The sequence below is a fragment of the Streptomyces sp. NPDC020807 genome, assembly GCF_040641575.1.
In the GTDB taxonomy this organism is placed as follows: Bacteria; Actinomycetota; Actinomycetes; order Streptomycetales; family Streptomycetaceae; genus Streptomyces.
The window spans coordinates 16117-38827 of the sequence record NZ_JBFADU010000042.1; the positions used below are offsets into that span (position 1 = coordinate 16117).

Annotated in this window: 18 protein-coding genes and 1 pseudogene; 6 read left to right on the top strand and 13 right to left on the bottom strand. The window is 74.3% G+C overall.

The window, feature by feature from the left end; translation table 11 throughout:
- Positions 1-3 precede the first annotated feature (3 nt).
- From AB0G79_RS32715 to AB0G79_RS32725, 3 genes and pseudogenes are all read right to left on the bottom strand, one after another.
- Positions 4-1278, bottom strand: a pseudogene (locus tag AB0G79_RS32715) (endo-1,4-beta-xylanase); the annotation flags it as partial.
- Positions 1190-2797: a sigma-70 family RNA polymerase sigma factor gene (locus tag AB0G79_RS32720; RefSeq protein ID WP_360813006.1), complete on the bottom strand. Its 1608-nt coding sequence runs from the start codon at positions 2795-2797 to the stop codon at positions 1190-1192. The pseudogene AB0G79_RS32715 and the gene AB0G79_RS32720, both read right to left, overlap by 89 nt.
- Positions 2798-2953: 156 nt before the next feature.
- On the bottom strand, positions 2954-3484 hold the full coding sequence (locus AB0G79_RS32725; protein WP_360813008.1) for a hypothetical protein: 531 nt from the start codon (positions 3482-3484) through the stop codon (positions 2954-2956).
- 314 nt (positions 3485-3798) lie between these two features.
- On the opposite strand from AB0G79_RS32725, the gene AB0G79_RS32730 reads away from it, so the two are divergent.
- Both AB0G79_RS32730 and AB0G79_RS32735 read left to right on the top strand, forming a co-directional pair.
- A complete protein-coding gene (locus AB0G79_RS32730; protein ID WP_360813010.1) occupies positions 3799-4980 on the top strand; it encodes an NADH:flavin oxidoreductase in 1182 nt (393 codons plus the stop codon).
- Positions 4981-5234: 254 nt separating this feature from the next.
- On the top strand, positions 5235-7022 hold the full coding sequence (locus AB0G79_RS32735; protein ID WP_360813012.1) for an ABC transporter ATP-binding protein: 1788 nt from the start codon (positions 5235-5237) through the stop codon (positions 7020-7022).
- Positions 7023-7058: 36 nt separating this feature from the next.
- Here AB0G79_RS32735 and AB0G79_RS32740 read toward each other — a convergent pair whose 3' ends face one another.
- Positions 7059-8327 (bottom strand): cation:proton antiporter, encoded by a 1269-nt coding sequence (locus tag AB0G79_RS32740; RefSeq protein WP_360813014.1) that lies wholly within the window; start codon positions 8325-8327, stop codon positions 7059-7061.
- Positions 8328-8432: 105 nt separating this feature from the next.
- On the bottom strand, positions 8433-9530 hold the full coding sequence (locus AB0G79_RS32745) for a DUF418 domain-containing protein (protein WP_360813041.1): 1098 nt from the start codon (positions 9528-9530) through the stop codon (positions 8433-8435).
- Between the two features lie 489 nt (positions 9531-10019).
- On the opposite strand from AB0G79_RS32745, the gene AB0G79_RS32750 reads away from it, so the two are divergent.
- Together AB0G79_RS32750 and AB0G79_RS32755 are read left to right on the top strand one after the other, a co-directional pair.
- The gene (locus tag AB0G79_RS32750) at positions 10020-10709 is read left to right on the top strand and encodes a response regulator transcription factor (protein ID WP_360813016.1); all 690 of its coding nucleotides are present in this window, start codon (positions 10020-10022) and stop codon (positions 10707-10709) included.
- Positions 10706-11827: a histidine kinase gene (locus AB0G79_RS32755; RefSeq protein ID WP_360813018.1), complete on the top strand. Its 1122-nt coding sequence runs from the start codon at positions 10706-10708 to the stop codon at positions 11825-11827. Before AB0G79_RS32750 ends, AB0G79_RS32755 begins: the two co-directional genes overlap by 4 nt.
- A gap of 43 nt (positions 11828-11870) precedes the next feature.
- On the opposite strand, the gene AB0G79_RS32760 is transcribed toward AB0G79_RS32755, so the two are convergent.
- A complete protein-coding gene (locus AB0G79_RS32760; RefSeq protein WP_360813043.1) occupies positions 11871-12470 on the bottom strand; it encodes a DM13 domain-containing protein in 600 nt (199 codons plus the stop codon).
- Between the two features lie 226 nt (positions 12471-12696).
- Positions 12697-13167, bottom strand: a complete 471-nt coding sequence (locus AB0G79_RS32765; protein ID WP_360813020.1) for a hypothetical protein — start codon at positions 13165-13167, stop codon at positions 12697-12699.
- Positions 13168-13534: 367 nt separating this feature from the next.
- Between AB0G79_RS32765 and AB0G79_RS32770 the strand changes: the two genes are divergently transcribed.
- Positions 13535-13672 carry a hypothetical protein gene (locus AB0G79_RS32770; RefSeq protein ID WP_360813022.1) on the top strand — a complete coding sequence of 46 codons (138 nt, stop codon included), beginning with the start codon at positions 13535-13537 and terminating at the stop codon, positions 13670-13672.
- A 143-nt stretch (positions 13673-13815) separates the two neighbouring features.
- Positions 13816-15909 (top strand): SpoIIE family protein phosphatase, encoded by a 2094-nt coding sequence (locus AB0G79_RS32775; protein WP_360813023.1) that lies wholly within the window; start codon positions 13816-13818, stop codon positions 15907-15909.
- A gap of 63 nt (positions 15910-15972) precedes the next feature.
- Here the strand turns inward: AB0G79_RS32775 and AB0G79_RS32780 are convergent, their stop codons facing one another.
- The 6 genes from AB0G79_RS32780 to AB0G79_RS32805 all read right to left on the bottom strand — a co-directional run bounded on the left by AB0G79_RS32780 (position 15973) and on the right by AB0G79_RS32805 (position 22260).
- A complete protein-coding gene (locus tag AB0G79_RS32780; protein WP_360813025.1) occupies positions 15973-16965 on the bottom strand; it encodes a dihydroorotate dehydrogenase in 993 nt (330 codons plus the stop codon).
- The gene (locus AB0G79_RS32785; RefSeq protein WP_360813027.1) at positions 16962-17879 is read right to left on the bottom strand and encodes a dihydroorotate dehydrogenase electron transfer subunit; all 918 of its coding nucleotides are present in this window, start codon (positions 17877-17879) and stop codon (positions 16962-16964) included. The genes AB0G79_RS32780 and AB0G79_RS32785 overlap by 4 nt, the downstream gene beginning before the upstream one ends.
- A gap of 143 nt (positions 17880-18022) precedes the next feature.
- Entirely contained in the window at positions 18023-18517 is a 495-nt protein-coding gene (locus tag AB0G79_RS32790) for a serine hydrolase (protein ID WP_360813029.1), read from the bottom strand.
- A gap of 128 nt (positions 18518-18645) precedes the next feature.
- Positions 18646-18861 carry a hypothetical protein gene (locus AB0G79_RS32795; protein WP_360813031.1) on the bottom strand — a complete coding sequence of 72 codons (216 nt, stop codon included), beginning with the start codon at positions 18859-18861 and terminating at the stop codon, positions 18646-18648.
- A gap of 393 nt (positions 18862-19254) precedes the next feature.
- Positions 19255-19875, bottom strand: coding sequence for a hypothetical protein (locus tag AB0G79_RS32800; protein WP_360813033.1), 621 nt, complete (start codon positions 19873-19875; stop codon positions 19255-19257).
- A 72-nt stretch (positions 19876-19947) separates the two neighbouring features.
- Positions 19948-22260, bottom strand: coding sequence for an alpha-N-acetylglucosaminidase TIM-barrel domain-containing protein (locus AB0G79_RS32805; RefSeq protein WP_360813035.1), 2313 nt, complete (start codon positions 22258-22260; stop codon positions 19948-19950).
- Positions 22261-22711: the final 451 nt, after the last annotated feature.

Genomic DNA, 22711 nt, shown 5'->3' on the forward strand with positions numbered 1-22711 from the left:
GACGGCGGTGTACGCGGGCTTGGGCTTGCCCTCGCCGTCGAACAGCAGGGGGTGTTCACCGCTTCGCCAGGAGTCGCCGTCGCGGACGCCCCACAGCGTGATGCCCGTGCACCGGGCCACGGACAGGCAGGCGGTGACCGCGTTCGCGTAGGGGGTGGGTGCTGCCCGGGCGATGTCCAGCTCGGTGATCTGGACGTCGACGCCCAGCGCGGCGAAGTTGGCCAGGGTGGTCCTGAACGACGCCGGAGGGCCGTCCGCCCCGAAGTGGCTCTGGAACCCCACGCAGTCGAGGGGAACGCCGCGCTGCTTGAAGTCCTTGACCAGGCGGTAGACGCCCTGGGTCTTGGCGTCCGACCAGTTCTCGATGTTGTAGTCGTTGTAGCAGAGCTTGGCGGCGGGGTCGGCCGCGCGGGCGGTGCGGAACGCCTCCTCGATGAAGCCGTCGCCCAGCACCTTCCGGAAGACCGAGTCGCGGAGCCCGCCGCTGCCGCCGTCGGCGAACGCCTCGTTGACGACGTCCCAGGCGTAGATCCTGCCCTTGTAGCGGGACATGGTGGTGGTGATGTGGTGGTTCGTCACGCTGCGCAGCGTCTTCGCGTCGCGGAGGGAGCCGACCCACGAGGGAAGCTGCGAGTGCCAGACCGTGGTGTGGCCGCGCACGCGCTGCCCGCGTGCCAGGGCACGCTCGACGATCCGGTCGGCGGGGCCGAAGGTGAAGGTGCCGCGGGACGGTTCGACGGCGTCCCACTTCATCTCGTTCTCCGGGGTGACCATGGTGAACTCCCGGTCCACGAGCCCGGCGTACGCAGGGTCGCCGAGCCTTCCGGCGGCCACGGCCGTGCCCAGGTACCGGCCGGTGGGGGCCGCATGGGACCCCAGGCTCGCGGCACCCGCGGAACTGGGCAGGAGCGTCACGACACCCGCGACCACCGCCGCGGCCGCCAGCCCGGTGACCGCGATCCGGCCGCTCCGACGGAGCCGGTGCCGGCCCTTCACGCTGCGCTCCGCGGGTCCTGCGCACCGATCGTCCGGAGGTCGTGCATGTGTTGCGTCATGGGAGGAACTTTCTTCAGGGAACACGTCACTGAAGAGGAGACTTCCGGCGGCGCGGGCTCGTAACGGAAAAGTCGCGCCGGGCTCGGGATCGCGCGGTGACACGTCTCTCAGCGAAAAAGCGTGATGAACGCCGTCACCGCGTGGCCGAGGCCCCGCGCACGATGAAGGAGGCCTGGCCGGCGAAGGCCCGGGTGCCGTCGGACCCGTCGAGCCAGACGGCACCGTCCCGGTGGCGGAGGACCGATCCGGGGTAGTTGTGCGCGTGCAGGGTCACCGACCCGGCGACCGCACCGGTGCGCGGGCAGAAGGTGGCGTCCTCGCGGAACAGTTCGCTGCCGTCGTCGGTGCTCAGGCGCAGCCGCAGGTAGTGGTGGCGGAGGTACCGGCCGTCCGCCGCGCGGAAGGTGACGCACCGCGCGTCGGCCAGCCCGGTGAGGACCGTGAAGGTGGTCCGTCGCTCTCCCCGCGCGGCCTCCGCCCCGGAGACCGGGCCGAGCGTCGCGAAGTCACCGGCGTACGTGACGAACAGGCCGGGCCGGTCCGCGGACTCCAGTGACCGCGCGCCCAGGGGAACGCTGCCGGCGGCGGACGGACCGGGCGGAGACGGGGCCGTGGGGGACGGAACCGTCGGTGAGGGGCTCGGGGGAGACGGTGTGGTCGTCGAGCCGCCGCGCGACGGTGTCGGTGTCGGTGTCGGGGCGACGACCGCCGGGGCGGTGACGACACCGGGCTCGCGCGGCGCCGGTTCGTCGGGCCAGGTCGCGTAGGTGGCGGTCCCCGCGACGAGCACCGCGCCGGTGGCGAGGCTCACCAGCGGGTGCGCGGTCACCGCCTGGAGCTTGCCGGCCAGCGCGCCGTGCAGACCGCCGCCACCCGTCGCCGTGCCGAAGGCGACGGGCGCCGCGGCGAGTCCGGCGGCGCCCGCGCCCGCACCGGACAGCAGGCCCTTGGCGGCCAGCGCGGCGACGAGGCCGGCCGGGACGGCCAGCGTCACGAGGCCCAGGGGCAGGAGTTCGGCCGGAACGCGCTCGCCCGACGCCGCGGTGCAGACCCGGCAGTCACGGGTGTGCCGCGCCATCCGCTTGCGCCACACCGATGCCGGGAGGCCGTCCCAGCCGACCACCGTCTCGCCGAGCCCCGGACAGCGCGGGTCGGCCTCCAGCGCGGCGACGATCGTCCGGCACGTCTCCAGCTGCTCCCGCATGCGCTGCAGACGCACGCCGACGTGGGCGGCGGTGAGACCGGTCGCCGCGGCGATGTCGTCCCGGCTCAGCAGACCGGCGCACTCCTGCCACCAGAGCGACAGCAGCACCCGGTGGTCCGGGTCGAGCCACCGGCCGGCCTCGACCACCTGACGGCGCTCGTCCGACACGTGCAGGCGCAGGATCGCCGTGTCCACCGGCTCGGCGGCGGCGTCCGGTATCCGGCGTGCCTCGTCGATGACGGTGATCCGGTCGGCGAACGCGCGCTGCCGCTGCCAGTGGGTCGTGATCTGGCGGAGCGTGATCGACACGAGCCAGGACCGGAAGCTCTCCGGAGCGCGCAGGTCGGGCAGGTCGCGCACCGCGCGCAGCAGGGTCTCCTGGACGACGTCGTCGACGTCCGCGTGGCCGCTCAGCGCGCGCCCGACGATGTTGTAGACCAACGGCAGGTAGGTGGCGACGAGCTGCTCCCGCGCCCGGTCGTCACCGGCCTGCGCCGCGACGACCAGCTCCGCGTGGCCCGCGTCCATGAGCCCCATTCCCACCTCCTGCAGGGCAGTGATCCGCCGAGTTCGGCGGCGGCACACCCTAGCCGTGACGGGGCCGTACGGCCAAAGCGCGGGTCCCCGGAAGCGGAGGGGGAGCGCTCGCCCGCCTTCACGGGGTGACGCTCACCCGCCTTCAGGGGGTGACGCTCACCCGCCGTCGGACTCCACGATCCAGCCGCCGCGGACCGTCCACGACCTGCCGTCCGCCGTCGCCCCTCGCATCCCGTCCAGGACGTCCGGTCCCACGGCGGCCGGGATGCGCGAGTCCCCCAGGGCCGCGAAGCCGAAGGTGCGGCGCGGGTCCCAGTCGGTGCTGTGCCGCAGCCGACGGCTCATCTGGGCCCAGCCGACCGGCGCGGCGGCCACCACCCAGGCGTCCGGCTCGGGTTGTGTCAGTCGGCGGGCCTGCCGCAGCCAGGACGCGGCGTCCTCCGGCCAGTCGACCACCGCGGCCACGCTCCCGCCGGTCCGTTGCCAGGCGGCGGCGAAGGCGGCGGCGGTGTCCTTCGACGCGGTGTCGCGGCCGTGCCCCAGCGCCACGCTGCCGCCGCGGTACCCGGCGGCCTCCAGCAGGGCGAGCAGACGGGCGAGTTCGGGGTCGGTGTGCGGGCGGGGCGCGGGCCAGGGGGCGGCGTCGGCGAGGGCCGAGGGGCGCAGCCGGGGGGAGGGTTCGTTCATGACGGCGACCCGCCACCGTTCAGCGCGCGTGCGCCCGGCACCGTCGCGGAGCCCGTACCGTCCAGCCGTTCTCTGTCCACCTGGCCATCGTCCCCCGGCCGGGCGGATCGGTCCGGCGGTATCCGGACATCGACGTCGCGGCGGCGTCGCGGCCTGGCGAGGACGTGGGCGCGGATGCCTTCCGCCCTCCGACGCCGTTGGGTACCTTCGGCGCTCCGCACGGCAGCCGCACGACCTCCGCAGGACGCCATCACGACCCCCGCGCTTCACCCCGGCCCGCACTCCCCCGGCACCGCCGAACAGGAGACGCCCCCATGACCGCGACCGCCGTTCCCGACGTCTTCCAGCCCGCGAGACTCGGTCCGTTGACGCTGCGCAACCGTGTCGTCAAGGCCGCGACCTTCGAGGGCATGACCAGGGGCGCCCTGGCCGGCGACGAGCTCGTCGCCTTCCACCGCGCCCACGCCGCCGGCGGTGTCGGCATGACCACCGTCGCCTACTGCGCCGTGGCGCCGGAGGGCCGCACCGAGCGGAACCAGATCTGGATGCGGCCCGAGGCGGTGCCCGGCCTGCGCCGGCTGACCGACGCCGTGCACGCCGAGGGTGCCGCCGCCTGCGCGCAGATCGGGCACGCGGGCCCGGTGGCCAACAGCCGGTCCACCCGGGTTCCCGCGCTCGCGCCGAGCCGCGCCGTCAACGCGCAGGCCCGGGGGGTGACCCGGGCCGCGACCCGGGAGGACATCGCCCGCGTCACCACGGCCCATGCGGACGCCGCCCGGTACGCGCGGGAGGCCGGCTTCGACGCGGTGGAGATCCACCTCGGCCACAACTACTTCTCCAGCTCGTTCCTGAGCCCGAGGATCAACAAGCGCAAGGACGAGTACGGCGGTCCGCTCGCCCACCGGGCCAGGGTCGCCCGCGACGTCTGCCGGGCGGTACGGGACGAGGTCGGCGACTCGATCGCGGTGACGGCGAAGTTCAACATGGACGACGGCGTCCCGGGCGGCTTCTGGCTCGACGAGAGCCTCCGGGTCGCCTCCTGGCTCCAGGACGACGGCACCGTCGACGCGCTGCAGCTCACCGCCGGAAGCTCGCTCCTCAACCCCATGTACCTCTTCCGCGGCGACGCGCCCCTGCGGGAGTTCGCCGCCACGATGCCGCAGCCCCTGCGCCTGGGACTCCGCCTCGCGGGCGGCCGCTTCCTGCGCAGCTACCCCTACGAGGAGGCCTATCTCCTCGACAGCGCGCGGCGGTTCCGCTCCGCTCTCACCCTCCCGCTGATCCTCCTCGGCGGGATCAGCACCCGCGCCACGATGGACCTGGCCATGGCGGAGGGCTTCGATTTCGTGGCGATGGCCCGCGCTCTGCTGCGCGAGCCGGACCTCCCGAACCGTCTCCGCGCGGACCCCGCCACCCCGTCCCTGTGCACCCACTGCAACAAGTGCATGCCGACGATCTTCACCGGCACCCACTGCGTCCTGACCTCCCGCGCCTGACCGTCCGGCGTCGGGCCCCTGGCACGGCGTCGCCTCGGCGTGGGCCCTGTCGGCCGGACGGCGGGAAAGGCGCCGTCCCCGACGACGTACGCGTACCCGGACGCGCCGGGCGCGACCCGACGGGGCCGGAACTCCAGCCACCCGGCGGGGGTCCTCCCGACGATCGCCGGATGTCGGGCGGGACGGGCCGGCTTCCAGGCTGGTGGCCTGTGCCGCCGCTGCCGCGGCGGCGGACCCCAGAGGGAAGGAATCCTGTGAACACCGCATCCGCCCCCGAGGCGACGGGTGCCGACTCCCTGCGCGTCCGCGAGACGCTCAAGGCGCTGTACGGGTACGTCCGCCCGCACCGGTGGGCCGTCGCCCTCGGACTGCTGCTGGCGCTGGCGGGAGCGGCCGGCGGGCTGCTGCAGCCGCTGGCCACGAAGGCGCTCGTCGACCGGCTCTCGTCCGGCGGCACGCTCACCACCGTCCTGCTGGCCCTGACCGTGCTGGTGCTGCTGAGCACGGTCGCCGAGGCGTTCGGCGCCTACGTCCTGGAGCGGACGGCCGAGTCGGTCGTGCTGGCCGCTCGCCGCAGCCTGATCGGCCGGCTGCTGCGGCTGCGGCTCTCGGCCGTGGACCGGATGCAGCCCGGCGATCTGATGTCCCGGGTGACCTCCGACACCACGCTGCTGCGGGCCGTCAGCACCCAGGCGGTGGTCAACGCCGCCACCGGGGCGCTCACGCTGCTCGCGGCGGTCGTGGTGATGGCCTTCCTGGACGCCGTCCTGCTCGGCGTCACGCTCGGTGTCGTCGTGGTCGTCGGCGCGGGCGCCGCCCTGCTGATGCCGAGGATCGGGCAGGCCGCCGAACGCTCCCAGGCCGCGGTCGGGGAGATGTCCACCGGCCTGGAGCGGGTCTTCGGCGCGTTCCGGACGGTGAAGGCGTCCGGCGCGGAGGACCGGGAGACCGCCCGGATCGAGGCGTCGGCCCGGCGGGCGTGGCGGCACGGTGTGCGCGGCGCGAAATGGGAGGCCCTGCTGGGTACGGCGGACAACCTCGCCGTCGAGCTGGCGTTCCTCGCGGTACTGGCCGTCGGCGGGGCGCGGGTGGCGGCCGGGGAGATGCCCGTCTCCACGCTCATCGCCTTCCTGCTGTACCTGTTCTACCTGATGGAGCCGGTGTACAAGCTGGTCGAGGCGGCCTCCGCGTACCAGGAGGGCGCGGCCGCGATCTCCCGGATCAAGGAGGTGGACCGTCTGGCCGCCGAACCGCGGGCCGCGTACCGGCCGGTCCGGACCGAAGCGCGTCCGGCGTCGGTCCGTTTCGAGGACGTGTCCTTCCGCTACGGGCCCGGACTGCCGTACATCCACCAGGGGGTCGACTTCGAGGTGCCGGGTGCCGGGATGACGGCCTTCGTCGGGCCCTCGGGTGCCGGGAAGTCGACGGTCTTCTCGCTCGTCGAGCGGTTCTACGAGACGACCGGCGGGCGCATCCTGGTCGACGGCACGGACATCCGGGAGTGGCCGCTGTCCGAGCTGCGGTCCGTCATCGGGTACGTCGAGCAGGACGCTCCGGTACTCGCCGGAACGCTGCGGGAGAACCTGGTCTTCAGCGCGCCCCGCGCGACGGACGACGACGTCCGCGCCGTCCTCGCCCGCACCCGGCTCGACACCCTCGTCGAGCGTCTCCCGCGCGGCCTGGACACGCTCGTCGGGCACCGCGGCTCGAAGCTGTCCGGCGGCGAGCGCCAGCGCGTCGCGATCGCCCGCGCGCTGCTGCGCAGGCCCCGGGTGCTGCTCCTGGACGAGGCGACCTCGCAGCTCGACGCGGTCAACGAGCTGGCGCTGCGGGACGTCATCGCCGAGACGGCACGCGACACCACCGTCCTGGTGGTGGCGCACCGCCTCTCCACGGTGACGGACGCGGACCGCATCGTCGTCATGGACGCCGGCACCGTCCGCGCGATCGGCACCCACGAGGAGCTGGTGGACCGGGACGAGCTGTACGCGCGGCTGGCCAGGACCCAGCTCCTGACCCCGGCGGGGCGCCCCGCCGGGTGAGCGGAGGAGCGGGGAGGGGCCGCCTCCCCCGCGTGCTCAGTCGACCTTGTCCGGGCTCGCCGGGGAGGCGGAGGCAGGGGCCGTGGGGGGAGCGGTGAGCAGGCGGGCGAGGGGCGTCGAGCCGAGGCCGTGGAGCAGGACGCTGCCGAGCACGGTGATCGTTATGGCGTACAGGGCGGTGTCCGCGGCGGGACCGTCGGGGAGCGCGTTGAAGGCGAGCAGGCCGAACACGATCGACGTGGTGCCGCGGGGCCCGAGGGCCCCGATCATGAGCCGTTCCCGCCGCGTGAGGTCCGAGCCGAGGAAGGCGAACAGGATCGGCCCGAGGCGTACGACGGTGAGCGCGGCGAGGCAGAGCAGCACGGTCGGCAGGTGGATGCCGTCGCTCAGGGCGAGCACGGTGGCGTTGCCGAAGAAGAACCACATGCACATGGTCATGATCGAGCCGGCGTCCTCGACGAGGCGGAAGTCCGTGGGGTCGGGGACGTGGCCTTCGTGGCGCCGAGCCGGGGTCCGGCGCACGTACCGGAAGGCGATGCCGCAGACGAACGCGGCGACGAAGCCGTTGCCGCCGGCCGCCACCGTGACGGTGTGGACCAGCAGCGGTGTGACCAGGACGAGGATGCGGCGGGACTGCCCGGTCATCCACTGCCTGCGGTCGGCCGCGGTCATCAGCCACCCCAGCAGGGACCCCAGGGCCACGCCCACGACCAGGGCCTTCACGGCGAACGGGACGGCCGTGCCCAGTGCCTGGAGGGGTGTGTGCGTCTGCGAGGTCGAGCCCGCCAGGATGAGGGCGAAGAGGAAGACGGGCGAGATGACGCCGTCGTTGTAGCCGCTCTCCACGTTGAGGGCCTCGCGGACGCGTGCCGCGATGCGGGTGTCCCGTACGAGGGTCTCGGCCGGGGCCAAGTCGGTGGGGACGATGACGCACGCGATGATCAGGAGGACCACCACGGGCAGGTCGGGAAGCAGCAGCGCGCCGAGCAGGACGGCGGCGGCCAGGCTCAGCGGCAGCGCCACCAGCAGGGTGCGGGCGGCCGTGCCGGGGGCGTTGCCGAAGAGCCGGCCGCCCGGCAGTTCGGTGGCGTCGACGAACAGCAGGACCGCGAGGATGACCTCGGCCACGTGCTGGGCGATCTCGGAGTTGAGCGTGACGGCGATCTGGCTGTGCGTGAACAGTCCGGTGACGATGCCGGCCACTACCAGGACCACGGGGGCTCTGACGTGCCCTCGCTCGAGCCCTCGGGCGACGAGCGCCCAGCCGGCTGTCACCGCGGTGATCACGATCAGGACGAAGGTCATGGCGATTCCGGTTCCGGTCCCGTGGAGGACGACACGTGCGGGGCGAGCGGGGACGGGGCGCGACCGAGCGGGCCGTTCGGCGGGGCGCGCCGGACGGCCCGCGGGTCACCGCAGGTGCTTCGCGGGCTTGGTGGCGGCGTTGAGCAGCGCCTCCAGCGGTCCCCGGCGGAAGAAGCGGGACCAGACCGCGGCGAACGAGATCGCCCCGAGGATGAACAGGAGCACGGGGATCCAGGACGACTGGCTGCTCTCACCGGCCGACACACCGAGCATCGACTGGGCGAGGAAGTGGCCGACGTACGCCGTCAGGGACATGGTGCCCACGGCGATGACGGGCTTCGCCAGGCGGCGCAGGCGCGGCAGTCGGTCCATGAGCACCGTCGCGCCGACGACGACGAGGACGGCGACGCCGACGCTGCCGACGATGTCGAAGGTGGTGCCGCTGTGCGGCCCGGCGGAGAGCAGCTCCGAGGCCGCCCGCCGCGGGGCGTCGAAGGATTCTCCGGCGAAGGACGACGCCTTCTCGAACCCGGCGGACGACGTGCCGTCCTCCGCCGTGCTGCGCAGCGCGTTCGGACCCGCGAGGAGCAGGGACAGGCCGTACGCCCCGGCGGTCAGGGAGGCGCCGAGGACGGCCAGGCGGCGCTGGACGGGGACGGCCGACAGGTCGAGGCGGGCCAGCGCCATGCCGGCGACGACGAACGACATCCAGGTGATCGTCGGGTAGAAGCCGGTCAGCAGCAGGTCGAGGACGCCGACCTCGCTGATCTTCTTGAGCGGGTCGTAGGCGTTGATCGTCTGCTGGACGGACTCGCCGAGCCGCGAGTTCAGGAAGAACGCCAGCTGGGGGGTGACGAGGGCGAGTCCGGCCGCGGTGATCGCCAGGGCCTTGGCTGACAGCCTCAGCAGGGGCAGGGCGAGCAGGAAGTAGACCCCGTAGAAGCCGAGGATGATCACTCCCCCGTACTCGATCGCCAGCACGCTTCCGAGGGCCAGCAGGATCACGGCGCGGATCGCGATACGGGCCTTCGCCTGCCGGCCGGCCAGGCCGGTCTTCGGCTCGCGGCGCCCGGCGATCAGCATCAGCGAGAACCCGGCGAGGGTGGCGAACAGGACCGACGAGTGCCCGTCGGCCAGGTACCGGACCCAGGTGCCGACGCCGTGCGTGGACGACAGGGCCGGGCCGATGTGGACGATGTACATGCCGAAGACCGCGAGCGCGCGGGCCAGGTCCACGCCCACGAGGCGTCCCGTCGAGGGCTTGTCCGCGGACGCGGACGCGGGCTCGGACGCGGACGCCGGCGCTGACGCGGTGGGGAGTCCCGGCGGCGGCTGTATCTGTGTCATACGAGGAATCTCCCGGTGCGGCGCGGGCCCGGACCATCCGGCAGGCTTCGGTGGCACCCCCGCCGACCGGGCGGGGCCACCCCGCCGACCGGCGGGCGGGCGGATCGTCCGTCGCTCCGTGCGACGGCGCGCGCGCCGGCCTGCCGACCGGCCGCGGCCGACCCCCCGAACGGCTGGAGCCGACCCGCCGGGTGTCCGCACTCCGCCGGTGATCATGTCGCCGCGTACGCTGCCCGGCGTACGGTCGACGTCGGGCGAACCCGGCGGTGAGCACGTGGCACCCCCGAACGCACGGGTCGCCCGAGCAGCGGGACAGCGCAGACGAGAGTGTGAGGCGGGACGCCGGTGATCCGGGTAGTGGTGGTGGACGACGAGGCCCTGGTGCGGTCCGGTTTCCAGATGATCCTGAACGCGTCCGACGGCATCGAGGTCGTGGCGACGGCGGAAGGGGCGCGGGCGGCCGACGTCATCCGGCACGAGCGGCCGGACGTCGTCCTCCTCGACATCCGCATGCCGGACGTGGACGGACTGACCGTGCTGCGGCAGATCCGGACGCTGCCCGAACCGCCGCACGTGGCCATGCTGACCACCTTCGACACCGACGAGTACATCCTGACCGCGCTGCGCTCGGGAGCCTCCGGCTTCCTGCTCAAGGACACCGAGCCCGAACAGCTCGCCCAGCTCGTCCGCACCCTGGCCGCGGGCGGCGTCGTGATGTCGCCGAAGGCGTCACGCGCGCTGCTGCGCGGCCACCCGGGGGCCGGAGCGCCGCCGGACGCGGAGGTCTCGCGCGTCGGGCTGCTCAGCGACCGGGAGCGCGACGTCCTCGTGCTGATCGCCGAGGGGCTCTCCAACGCGGACATCGGCACCCGCATCCACCTGAGCGCGGGCACCGTCAAGGACCACGTCAGCTCGATCCTCACCAAACTGCGGGTCACCAGCCGCGTCCAGGCCGCGCTCCTCGCCGAGCGTGCCGGACTGCTCTCCCACCACGAGAAGAACGACGACAACACGGCACGGGGCAACGGGCGATGAGCACGGCCCGGACTCTGTGGCGACGGCTGCCGCCCTGGGCCGTCGACGCGGGGCTGGTGGTGCTGGCCGCGCTCGACGCCTGGATCAACCTCGTCGGCGAGGGCACCCCGGTGATGTGGTCGTGCGCCGCCGCGGGCTCCGCGGGTCTGCTCCTCCGCAGGCGCTTCCCGCTGGCCGTCTTCCTGCTGACCCTGCCCATGACGCTGTTCATGGACGTGGCGGTCGCGCCGGTCGCCGCGCTGTACACACTCGCCGCGGCCACCCGCAACCGCCCGCTGCTCGCGGGCTGCGCGCTCCTCAACGCCACGGCGGCCACCTTCATGTGGCCGTTGTCCGACGCGTTCGACGGCAGCCGGACCTGGACGCTCGTCCAATTCGTCTACACGCTGGCCACCGCCTTCGCCCCCGTACTCTTCGGCCAGCTCGTCCAGGCGCGGCACGACGTGGCCCGCCAGCTCGTCGAGGTCGAGGAGGCCAGGGAACACGAACGGGCCCTGTACGCCCAGACGGTCCTCGCCCGCGAACGCGCCCAGCTGGCCCGTGAGATGCACGACGTCGTCTCCCACCAGGTCAGCCTGATCGCCGTACAGGCCGGAGCCCTGCAGGTCGCCGCGAAGGACCCCGACGCCCGTGAGACCGCCCGCACCATCCGCACGCTGAGCGCCACCACCCTCGACGAACTCCGCCACATGGTCACCCTGCTCCGCGCGTCCGGCGGCAAGGCCACGGAACTCACCCCGCAGCCGACCCTCGCCGACCTCCGGCAGCTGATCGCCAACAGCGGCATCGAGACGACCCTGACCGGCGAGCTTCCGCCCGGCATCAGCACCACCGCCCAGCGCACGGTCTACCGCACGGTGCAGGAAGCCCTCACCAACGTGCGCAAGCACGCCCCCGGAGCCCGCGCCGACGTACACCTGTGGCACGACGCGGACCACTTCGGCGTCACCGTCACCAACACGGCCCCCACCCGACCGACCGTCGCCCTCCCCAGCGCCCGCCACGGCCTGATCGGCCTGAGGGAACGCGCCGAACTCCTCGACGGCACGCTGACCACCGGACCCACTCCCCAGGGGGGTTACACGATCGAGCTCCGTGCCCCGGCCCGTCCGGACTGACCGGACTGACCGGAGCCGAGCGGACGGCCCTCGCCCCCTCCCGTCAGGCGCGGGCGAGCGCCGCGGCCCCGAAGGAGACGTCGAAGCGGTCGCACCAGATGCTCACGCTGGGGTACGCCGTCCAGTCGACGTCCGCGGGAAGCGCGTAGTTCTGGTCGCCCTTGTTCCCCTTCAGCTTGGCCAGGTTGACGTACTTCCCGTCGTCGAAGACCCTCCACCCCGCCGTGCCCTCCTTCACGGGGGCATCGCTCAGCCAGACCCGCAGGTCGGGGCCGTTGCTCGTGTCCAGCCCCTCCAGGCGGAGCGTGTGGGTGCCGTCCGCGAGCCGGACGACCTTCACGACTCCCGCGGTGGCGTGCTCGTGGCTGATGAAGCGGCCCCGCGCGACCGTGACGGGTCCGGAGGGTGCGGGCGCGGCCGACCCGGAAGCCGAGGCCGAGGGCGCCGCACCCGCCTCGGGCGACTGCGCGCCCGTACCCGTACCCGCACTCGTACTCGTACTCGTACTCGTACTCGTCGTGGGAAGCGCCTCGTGCACCGTCTCGTCCACCCACAGCGCCCAGGGCTTGAACCACAGCAGCCCGGCCGTCGCCGCCACCAGGCCGGCGGCGCCCGCCGCGCCCCACTTCTGCTTCCTCGTCACGCGCCCCACAAAGCCCTCCTCGGTGTCCGCCGATGACGTTCGTCCTCCATTGAACGCGACTCGGAGCGTGCGGAGTTCATGGTGTCGTACGCGTCCTCAGGAACGGTGGCGCGGAAGCTCGTGAAGTGGAGGGACTGTGAGCACCCCACGGACACCGCGAATCCCGCCCGGTCGCGAGACCGGACGGGATTCCCGTCGTGAGGGGGCCCGTTCAGGGGCCGGGGGATCAGTGCCAGCGCTGGTAGACGCTGTCGTTGCTGGCCAGGGTGTAGACGTCGCCGCCCTTGCCGTTGCTGTCGAGGACGCGGCCGGTCATACGGTTGGTCAGCTTCCAGCCGGTGCTGGTGCTGTCCTCCCACCAGCGCTGGTACCAGTTGGTCTGGTCGCGGCCGGACGAGCAGTTCTCGACGTACACCTGGTCCTGCCAGTAGGCGGTCAGACAGCGGCCCCACTGGTCCGTCAGGTTCCAGCTGCCGTCGCTGTTCTGGGTCTCGTGCCACCACACGCCGTTCGAGGCGCTGCAGTTCCAGAAGGTGTGAACGGCGGAGACGCCCTGCGTGGCGCTCAGGCAGTAACCGCTCTGGGCGTGCTTCCACTGGACCGCACCGTCCGCGGCCGCCGGGCTCGCCGTGGCCACGGCCAGTGCCGGGATCGCCGCCGCGGCCACCAGGGCCTGTATGACGCGCTGCTTCTTCACTTCTCGCCCCGTGTCTCTCGCGCACTCTCGTGCTTCCGAGCGCCGGATTCCTCGTCGAACCCGGCCGTCCCGAGGACAGTAGAAGCCGACGCCCCTTTCCCACCCGTTTCCGGAGGGTTGTCAGGGGTGCCCGGTTCCCGTCCTCAGGGAGACGGTGTCCGGGGTGCGGGGTGAGTGAGGGGCACCGGGGCGCGGGCCGCGACGCCGTGTCAGGCCGGGCGTCGCCGGAGGTCCGGGGGCTCACCCCCCTCCCCCGCTACGCCGAACGAGTGAACGCACCCGAGGTGTCCCCGCCCCGGCGTGCGCCCCCGGGATCGGGCCTCTTCACTGGAGGTGGCCCAGGGGATGATCATTACGGGGAGGACTCATGGCGGGACACCGGACACGGTACGCGGCGGCCACCCTGCCGGAGGACGGCGTCGAAGCCGAGGGCGATGTGAAGGCCCGCGACGTCACGGCCGACGGCGACGTCAGCGCCGAGGCCGGCACCGCGCTCCGCTCCTGACGGACCCGACGACGCCCCTCCAGCACCGCGCCGCCCGTGCCCGAGGCGCGCGGCGCTCCCGCCAGGCCACCACGTGCCTCCACCGTCCTCCCGCAGGATCGACGGTCACCATGGCCCCATGACGTACAGGAGGAGTGCGAGACATGGAAGCGTCACCTGACCACGGGCGCAGCACCACGGCCCCCACAGCCGCCGCGCCCGGTGCGGATCGGCTTCTCGACGAAGCCCTGGCCACCGCGCTGCTCGACGCCCTCCTGGCCGACGCGCCGACGGGTCTGCACATCCTCGACCGCGACCTGCGCGTCGTCCACGCACCGGCCGCACGCCCCGCCGCGCCCCCCTGGCGGGGCACCGGCAACACCCGAGGGTCCGGGGCGTGGCTGGAACTTCCCGAGGTGCGCGAGGCGTTGCGTACGGTTCTGGACAGCGGCGAGCCGGTACGGGATCTCCCCTGCCGGGTCGCCGGTGCCCGGAAGGCCCGGCTCTCGCTCTCGGCCCTCCCCCTCCGGGGCCCCGACCGGCTTCCGCTGGGCGTGGCCGTGACCTTCGTCGACGGCACCGCCCGCGAGCGGGCCGAGGACCGCGTGCGCCTGCTGGAGCGCGCGAGCTCGGAAATCGGGACCTCCCTGGACGTGTTCCGTACCGCCGAGGAGCTGGCCGGGGTGGCGGTCCCGGGCCTCGCCGACGCCGTGGCGATCGACGTACTCGACGCGGTCCTCGGCGGTGAGGCTCCCGCCCCGGGGCCGCTGGTGGACCCTCTCACCGTGCGCCGCGCCGGTTTCGCCACCGCGTCGGACGCCGGCGCCACCGGCGCTCACGACATCGGCGCCGTACGACTGATGCGGCGCGCGACCCCGTACGCCGACGCCCTCGCCGACCTGACCCCGCGGGTCGTGAACGAGCTCGGCGTCGACGACCCCGCGGGGTGGCTGTCGCGCGACCCGGACCGCTCCGAGCTGTTCCGGCGCGCAGGTGTCCACTCCCTGATGGTCGTGCCGCTCACCGCCCGCGGGGCGGTTCTGGGCCTGGCCGCCTTCTACCGGGCGGGCGCGTCGGAGCCGTTCGACGACGGCGACCTGGAGATGGCGGTCGAACTCGCGGCCCGCGCCGCCGTCTGCCTCGACAACGCCCGCCTCTCCACACGGGAGCGCACCCTCGCCCGCATCGCCCAGCGGTCCCTCGTCCCTGCCCGGGTGCCCGTGTCCCGTGCGGTCGAGACCGCGCACTCGTACCTCCCGGTGGCGGCCGGCGGCACCTGGTACGACGTCATACCCCTGTCCGGCGCCCGCGTCGCCCTGGTGGCCGGGGACGTACGGGGCCGGGGGCTCCGGGCCGCGACGGCGATGGGCCAGCTGCGTACCGCCGTCCACGCCTTCGCGGCGATGGACCTGGAACCGGCCGAGCTCCTCACCCGCCTGCACGACCTGACCGCACGGCTCGCCACGGAGCACCCGGCACCCGGCGGAGCCGCGGGGAGCGAGGGACTCGCCGCGGGCTGCGCGTACCTCGTCTACGACCCGGTGCGCCTGCGGTGCGAGACGGCCGCGGCCGATCACCCCGCGCCCGTCGTCACCCCACCGGACCGGCAGCCCCACACCCTGGACGTCCACCAGGGACCCGCGCTGGGCCAGGGCACCGCCGCGTACCGCACGACGACCGCGGACGTTCCCGAGGGAACCCTCCTCGCCCTCTACGACGACGGCCTCGTCCCCCGCGGTCACGCCGCCTCCCTGGAAGGGCACCTGGCGGGCCTGCGCGACCGCCCGCTGCGGGAACTGTGCGACGCGCTGACGAGCGCGCTGCTCCCGGACGGACCCCAGGACGACGCCCTCCTCCTGCTCGCCCGCACCCGCTCCCTCGGCCCCGACGACACCGCCCTGTGGACCCTGCCCGACGACCCGCGCAGCAGCGCCCGGGCCCGACGCCTCACCACCGCCCGGCTGACGGAATGGGGGATGGACGAGGAACTCGTCCTCACCGCCGAACTGATCGTCAGCGAACTCGTCACCAACGCCATCCGCTACGCCACCGGACCCATCGACCTCCGCCTGATCCGCGGCTCCACACTCACCTGCGAAGTCACCGACTCGTCCAGCACCTCGCCCCATCTCCGCCTCGCCGCCGACACCGACGAGGGCGGCCGGGGCCTCTACCTCGTCGGGCGCTTCGCGGACCGCTGGGGCACCCGCCACCTGCCCCGCGGCAAGACGATCTGGACCGAGCAGCAGCTGACCTGACCCGGTGGCCGACGGAGTCCGCCGGGTGCGCGGCGAGGAGCGCGGTGTCGCCGTCCTCCCGGGTCAGCGGTGGGCGTACCCCACCGCGTCCCTGAGCGCGCCGAATCGGCGCTGCGCGAGCTCCCCGCGCAGCTCCCGCAGGACGTCGAGCGGTGCCGACGGGTTGGTGAAGATCGCGGTGCCGACCGCGACGCCCGAGGCGCCCGAGGCGCCCGCCAGGACGAACTCCAGGGCGTCCGCGCCCGAGGTGATCCCGCCCATCCCGATGATGGGGACGTTCCGGACGTCGCCCCGCCGCATCGCCGCGTACACCTGGTACACACAGCGCACCGCGACCGGGCGGACGGCGGGCCCGGACAGGCCGCCGGTGACGCCGGCCAGGGCTGGGCGGAGGGTGGCGGGGTCGATCCTCATGCCGAGCAGCGTGTTGATCATCGAGAGGCCGTCGGCACCCGCCGCCACGCACGCCGCCGCGACGTCGACGATCGAGGTCACGTCGGGCGTGAGCTTCGCGTAGACCGGCAGGGCCGGGTCGGCGGCCGCCCGTACGGCGGCGACCACCTCGTGGGCGGAGTCCGGGGCGGCGGCGAAGACCAGGCCGCGGTCGGCGACGTTCGGGCAGGAGATGTTGACCTCGATCCCCACCACCCCGGGCGCGCCGGTGAGCCGGGCCGCCGCCTCGGCGAACTCCTCGGGCCGCTCCCCCGCCACCGACACCAGCACGCGCGCACCGCGCTCGGCGAGCCAGGGCAGCTCACGGGTGACCAGGTGGTCGACTCCCGCGCCCTGGAGGCCGACGGAGTTCAGCATCCCGCTGGGCGTCTCCGCCATGCGCGGGGTGGGGCGGCCCTGCCGGGGCCGTGGCATGACGGTCTTGGTGGTGAGGGTGCCGAGCTCGGCGAGCGGGACGAAGGAGGCGAGTTCCCGGCCGTACCCCGCGCATCCGGAGGCCGTGGTCACGGGGTTGGGGAGGGTGACGGAGGAGCCCAGCGGTGCCGACATGTCGACGGCGGCCGGGTCGAGGGCGGGAGTGAGGGAGGGAGTGAGGGCGGTCATGCGCGGACTCCTCGCCGGGGGTTCCGCGGTACGGCGGACGGGGACGGGGACGCCGACGGGGCCGGCCAGGTCGGTGGGGGCGGCGGGGAGCCGGGGTCCGTGCCGGGCGCACCGGCCTCCGGCCAGCGGACGGTCGTCCCGTCGAAGACCGGGCCCTCCGTGCAGGAGCGGACCAGCCGGTGGGTCCCCTCGGGCCCGGTGACCGGCAGCACGCAGCTCATGCAGACGCCGAAGCCGCAGGCCATCGCCTCCTCGACGGCGGTGTGGCTGCGGGCGCCCGCCGCGACGGCGATTTCGGTGACGGCGCGCAGCATGGGCATCGGCCCGCAGGAGTGCACGACGCTCGCGCCGACGGTCCCGATCATGGCTGCCAGCGGGTCGGTGACACGGCCCCGCTCGCCGTACGAGCCGTCGTCGGTGACGACCGCGACGTGCGGGGTCAGGGCGCGGGCCGCGGCCACGCCGAAGAGCCGGTCGGCGGAGGCGGCGCCCAGGACGAACCCGACCTTGCCGCCGCGCGCGAGGATCGCCTCGGCGAGCGAGAACATCGGCGCGCTGCCGTAGCCGCCGGCGACCAGCACGGCCGCCTCGGGCGCGTCCGCGAGCGGGAAGGGCGTGCCGAGCGGGGCCACCAGGTCCACGGTGTCGCCGGGCCGGTGCCGGGCGAGCGCGCGGGTGCCCCGGCCGTGCTCGGCGAAGACCAGCTCGATCGTGTCGGCGACCCGGTCGGCGCGGTGGATGGAGAACGCGCGGCGCAGCGGCGTGGCGGAGTCCCGTCCCCCGATGGCCAGGGTGGCGAAGTGCCCGGGCCGGACGGCCGCGGCGACGCCGGGGGCGCGCAGCAGCAGCCGGTGATAGGAACCGGCCGGTTCGATGCCGAGTACCTCGGCGGGGGTCTGTACGGGCCTCGCCACGTCCGCTCCGTCCCTGCTCAACGCCCCGGGCGGGCGCTTCCGCCCACCACGCTGCCCGCGCACTCACGACGCGGCCAGGGCCGAACGGCCTTTCCTCGGGAAGCACTTCGGCATCCGGGCAGGCGGGGCGGTCCGCCAGGGGTTCAGGCCGTGCGGGTGAGGTCCCGGACGCAGCGGTCGTTGATCTCCGCGACGCTGAAGAGCCGCAGGGCCATCACCCGGCCCGAGATCGGGTCCGCCGCGTGGACGGTGACGATGCGGCGGGCGCGCTCCTCCAGGGAGCCGGCGCCCTCGTGGAGCGCGGTGGGCGGGCCGGAGGCGTGGCCGAGGAGGTCGGCGACCGTCACCTCGGCCATCGCGGGAGCGCAGTTGCCGAAGAAGCGCGCCACCGGGTCCTGGAAGCCGAGCAGACCCTCCTGCGTGGCGACCGCGGTCGCCACGGCCGGGACGGACTTGTTGGCGCGGTGGACACGGCCGACGACGTCGGGCGTGGCCGCGACGCCGGGAGCCGCCCCCACGGCGAGGTCGGTCGTCCCGCCGCCGTCGCGGACGAGGACCTGGGCTCCGATGACCAGCCTGCGGGCGACCCACTTCTCCAGCAACGGACGTATCCGCGCCGCGGGTTCGGAGGGGCTCATGGCCGGTGTGCCTTTCGCTGTGTGCCGTTGGCCTGTCCGGCGGCCTTGCGGGCGGGTGCAGCACCAGCGACGCGCGGGGTTCCCAGCCCGCCGTGCCCGGGGCGGCGGGCGAGCGGCCGCGGCTCTCGTCATCCCTGCTCCTTCGTCAGCCGCCCGGAGTCGTTCACGGAGTCGGCCGTGTCGGCGGTTCCGTCGCCCGCTCCGCGTCGTTCCGCACCACGTCGGCCAGCGGGGGCTCGGGCGAGTACGTCCTCGTGCTCCACGAGCCGTGCGAGCTGCCCGAAGGTGAGGGGGCCCTGCCGCTCGGGCACACGGGGCGGGCGGGCGGATGCGAGGTGGGTCACGACGTGCTCCCTTGCACGGAGGGATCGGTGAGGAGGGATCGCCACGAGCAGGCCTGCGCACGGACCCGTCCGCGCGGAGGCCGGCCGGGTCCGGTCCGAACGGAGGGGACGGCGAGGCCCTCCGCGGCGACGACCGGCCTGACCCACGATCAGAGCGGCCGGGCAGAAGGCCGCCAACCGCTCGGCGGCCGGGCCGCGGCGGGTCGTCGGTTGATCGACGGTCAGGCGACACCCATCGTCAGCAGTGCGGAACGCGGAAGTCAACCAGGGGGTCGGCGGCGACTTCGTCGACAACGCGCCGAGCCGACAGGAGACGGAGGCGCCACCCGCCCCGAGGGGGAGGTGACGCCTCCGTGCACGTGGTACCGCCCGGGCCACCCCGGGAGCGGCGGGTCAGGCGGGCGCCTGCCCGGTGGGGAGGGTGTGCGACAGGAGGAACTCGGTCGCCCCCGCGATGGCTTCGGCGGAGGAGGCGTGGACGGCCTCGGACTCCTTCTCCTGCTCGTCCGCGGCGGTGGCGGTGAACCACCAGGCGTCGGCGTCCGGGTCGTGGTGGATGACAGCGGCGCCGCCCGCGTACTGAAGGGGGACGGACTCGCCGGCAGCCTTCTTGGCCACCGCGTGCGGCCACTTGCTGCGGGCCGACTGGCGCTTGATGCCGCCCCAGGCCGCGCCCAGTTGGGCATAGTTGGCGCCGCTGCGGCCGGCGACGGTGGCGGCGCTCTCGGCCAGACGGTCGACGGACCGTTTGGCCTCGTACAGCGACCGCAGCATGGCCAGTTGCACGTCGGGGGCGGCCATGAGCGCGGCGTCGAAGGGCTTCTCGGCCGCGCGGTAGGCGAGCGCGCGGGTCGAGATGCTCTCGGCAAGCGCTCGCACCGCCTCGAGCACCTTGTCGTCCATGACGAACGTGTCGCCCTCGGTGGGCTCGCGCCATGCGGGCTCCACCAGAGTCATCACGGTGGCCCAGAAGTTCTCGTCGCCCCTGTCGGGGGTCGGGATCGCATCGTTCATGCGACAAGAATACCTGTCGAGAGACTCATGCGACAGAGAAAACTGTCGCTTCACGTTCCAAGATCGCCCGGCTCACCGCACCACGTACCCGCCTATCAGCCCCGCATGGACCTCCTTCGCCAGCGCGTAGGGGTCGCCCGTCGGTGTCGTCGGGTAGCGCTCGTGGCCGCGTGCCCAGGTGTCGTCGTGGGCGAACCAGTCGACGGCGGCCGGGGGCGTGCCCCTCAGCAGGGACTCCTCCAGGCCGGCGAAGTACGTGGTCCAGCGCGGCGCGTACACGTCCCGCACGAGGCCGGCCCACTCGCGGTTGGCGTAGTCGCGCAGTCCGCCCTGCTCGCTCGGCCCCCGGCCGCCCCAGGTCGTGAGGATCGACCGGGCGTCGTACTCCAGCAGGTCGCGTTCGGCGTGGTCGGCCCCCCAGGAGCGGGCGGCCCCCAGCCACGGACCGAGCAGGAACCGCCGGTCGGCGGCGACCAGACGCCCGAGGAGCCCCAGACGGGCGTTCCACTCGGCCGTCAACTCCCGGAACCCCGGCAGGTCCCCCGCCTCGTACGCGGCGCGGATCCGGGGCAGCAGGACGCGGGCGCGGTTGGTGAGCGCCTGCCGTGCCACGTCCACGAGGTCGTGGCGGTAGGCGTCCGTGGCCCGGCCCTCCGGAGCCACCCGCAGGAGTTCCGCGAGCGCCCGCTCCACGGTGGCCGCCTCGTAGCGCATGGCGGTCGGGCTCCACCGCGCGGACCGGGTCGCCGTCAGGCTGGGCCGGGCGGCGAAGAGACCGTCCTGCGGCTCGCTCCACGTGCCGGACGGCGTGCTGTACGGGCCGCGGCGCAGCTCCTCCCACGCGGCGGCCGCGTGCGGGTCGGCCCCGCCGTAGCGCCGGGCGGCGTACTCCTCGAACCAGGCGCGGTGGTCGACCGGGCCCGGCTGCCAGGCCAGCGCGGTGAACAGGTCGAAGGCGGCGGGGTTTCCGCCGGTGGCCTCCGGGAGGTAGGCGATGCCCCGCAGGGCACTGCCGGGCGCGGTCAGCCACTCATGGAAGCGGCCGGTCCACACGGCCGTGTTGGCGCCCAGGGTGGTGTGGCCGCCGAAGTTGCCGATGGCACCGAAGGCGTACGGCGTGCCGCCCCACTGGGCCTCGCGGTCGAGCCCGTCGTACCGGTCGGAGAGCCCGTCGACGATGAGCACCCGTCGGCGGTCCACGCCGCTCAGGAGGGCGGCGGTCGGGTTCTTCTGCCAGCCGAGCATGACCCAGGTGGCTCCGGGGCGCGCGGCTTCCAGGGACCGCTGGACGGCCCGGGCGGCGGCGGCCAGGTCGACGCCGCCCGCCGTGCCGCCCTCGTGGAGCAGGTCCATCTTGAACATGCCGGTGTCGCCGAAGCGCTGGCGCTGCACGCGGTAGTAGGTGGCGGCGAGCCGGGCGAAGACCGGTCCGGTCGGGTCCAGCCAGTCGGGCCGTTCGAAGCCCACCCAGCGGCCCTGCGGGACCGTGACAGCGCCGGGGTTCCGCCCGGCGAAGCCCGCCGGGACCGTGCCGAAGAAGCCCGGCAGGACCGGTGTCATCCCCAGCGCGCGCAGGTGGCCGGCGATCCGGCCGCCCAGCGTCGCCCGGGCCTCGACGAGCCGCTCGGAGACGGGTCCCGCGAAGCCCGACATGTTCTGGAGCAGCCACCAGCCCTGGTGGGCGGGGCCGGGGATCCAGCGGCGGAGCTCCGCCGCGTCGTAGCCGAACCGCTGGAGGGCGACGTAGTACGGATACTCGGCGCCCGTGGGGACGAAGACCTCGTTCACGCCGTGCAGCGCCATCAGGTCGATCTGGTGGCGGTACGCGTCGAAGTCGCGGTAGGCGCCGGAGTAGCCCTCGTCGGTGTCGTTCAGGGCGTACCGGTGGGGGACGGACGCCGAGCCCGTGAGGGTGCCGGGGACGGCGGGGAGCCTGTCGGGCAGCCGGGCGAGGCTGTCGCCGGGCCAGCCGATGTCGACGCCCGCGACCCGCCGCAGGTACTGGCCCACCCCGGTGAGGAGCGTCGCGGGTGAGGTGCCGCCGACCTCGATGGCCCCGGTCGTGCCGGAGACCGAGAAGCTGTCACCGGAGCCCTTCGCGCCGGCGGGGACGAGCGTGAACTGCGAGGCGTGGGAGGGCAGGAGACGTTCCAGCGCGGCGCGCGCGGGCGCCGTGTCGAAGGCGGGCGCGGACGGAGGGCCCGCCGCGGAGACGGGCACGGGAACCGTGGCGGAGGCGGGCACGAGTCCCGCCGCCGCGACGGGCACGGGGCCCGTCGCGGGGAGGGCCGGGTCGGCGGGGGAAGCGGGTCCGGCCGTCGTCAGGGCGGCGAGGGCCAGGACGACGAGGGTGTGACGGCATCGGAGGAACGGGCGGCGGGCCATCCGGCTCCCTGGTCGAGGGGGACGACGGGTCCTCACCACTGTCCGACGGGCCGCGCCGAGGGGGATTCAGGCGGAGCCGGGGACGGCCGGACGCTCATCCGTGCGGCGGTGCGCGGGGCGTCACGTCGGCGGGTCCGCGCACACCGTGGAAGCCGTGCGGGATGTCCGCACGCGGTGGGGCGCGAGCGAGCGGGTCTCAGGAACGGCCGCAGCGCCGCCCGGCGCGCCGGGCGGGCTCCCCCGGCAGTCCGTGCCCGGACACCGGCGCCGTCGACGGCTCACCGGCGGTCGACCGGCCGCCCCGCCGCCGCACCCTTCCGGCCGTCCGCCCGGCGACCCGACGGGTGACGTTCACGCGGGTCGACGGCCGGGGGCCCGCCCCGCGCGCGTGGGGGGGCGGAAATCCCGCCAAGTCAACACCCCCCCCTGCCGGTCGGTAGAGCACACCTGT

What these genes read in the sequence shown, in the direction of transcription:
- AB0G79_RS32720 (WP_360813006.1), bottom strand. Translation starts at nt 2,797, where the DNA reads ATGGGGCTCATGGACGCGGGCCACGCGGAGCTGGTCGTCGCGGCGCAG.
- AB0G79_RS32725 (WP_360813008.1), bottom strand. Translation starts at nt 3,484, where the DNA reads ATGAACGAACCCTCCCCCCGGCTGCGCCCCTCGGCCCTCGCCGACGCC.
- AB0G79_RS32730 (WP_360813010.1), top strand. Translation starts at nt 3,799, where the DNA reads ATGACCGCGACCGCCGTTCCCGACGTCTTCCAGCCCGCGAGACTCGGT.
- AB0G79_RS32740 (WP_360813014.1), bottom strand. Translation starts at nt 8,327, where the DNA reads ATGACCTTCGTCCTGATCGTGATCACCGCGGTGACAGCCGGCTGGGCG.
- AB0G79_RS32745 (WP_360813041.1), bottom strand. Translation starts at nt 9,530, where the DNA reads ATGTACATCGTCCACATCGGCCCGGCCCTGTCGTCCACGCACGGCGTC.
- AB0G79_RS32755 (WP_360813018.1), top strand. Translation starts at nt 10,706, where the DNA reads ATGAGCACGGCCCGGACTCTGTGGCGACGGCTGCCGCCCTGGGCCGTC.
- AB0G79_RS32770 (WP_360813022.1), top strand. Translation starts at nt 13,535, where the DNA reads ATGGCGGGACACCGGACACGGTACGCGGCGGCCACCCTGCCGGAGGAC.
- AB0G79_RS32775 (WP_360813023.1), top strand. Translation starts at nt 13,816, where the DNA reads ATGGAAGCGTCACCTGACCACGGGCGCAGCACCACGGCCCCCACAGCC.
- AB0G79_RS32780 (WP_360813025.1), bottom strand. Translation starts at nt 16,965, where the DNA reads ATGACCGCCCTCACTCCCTCCCTCACTCCCGCCCTCGACCCGGCCGCC.
- AB0G79_RS32790 (WP_360813029.1), bottom strand. Translation starts at nt 18,517, where the DNA reads ATGAGCCCCTCCGAACCCGCGGCGCGGATACGTCCGTTGCTGGAGAAG.
- AB0G79_RS32800 (WP_360813033.1), bottom strand. Translation starts at nt 19,875, where the DNA reads ATGAACGATGCGATCCCGACCCCCGACAGGGGCGACGAGAACTTCTGG.
- AB0G79_RS32805 (WP_360813035.1), bottom strand. Translation starts at nt 22,260, where the DNA reads ATGGCCCGCCGCCCGTTCCTCCGATGCCGTCACACCCTCGTCGTCCTG.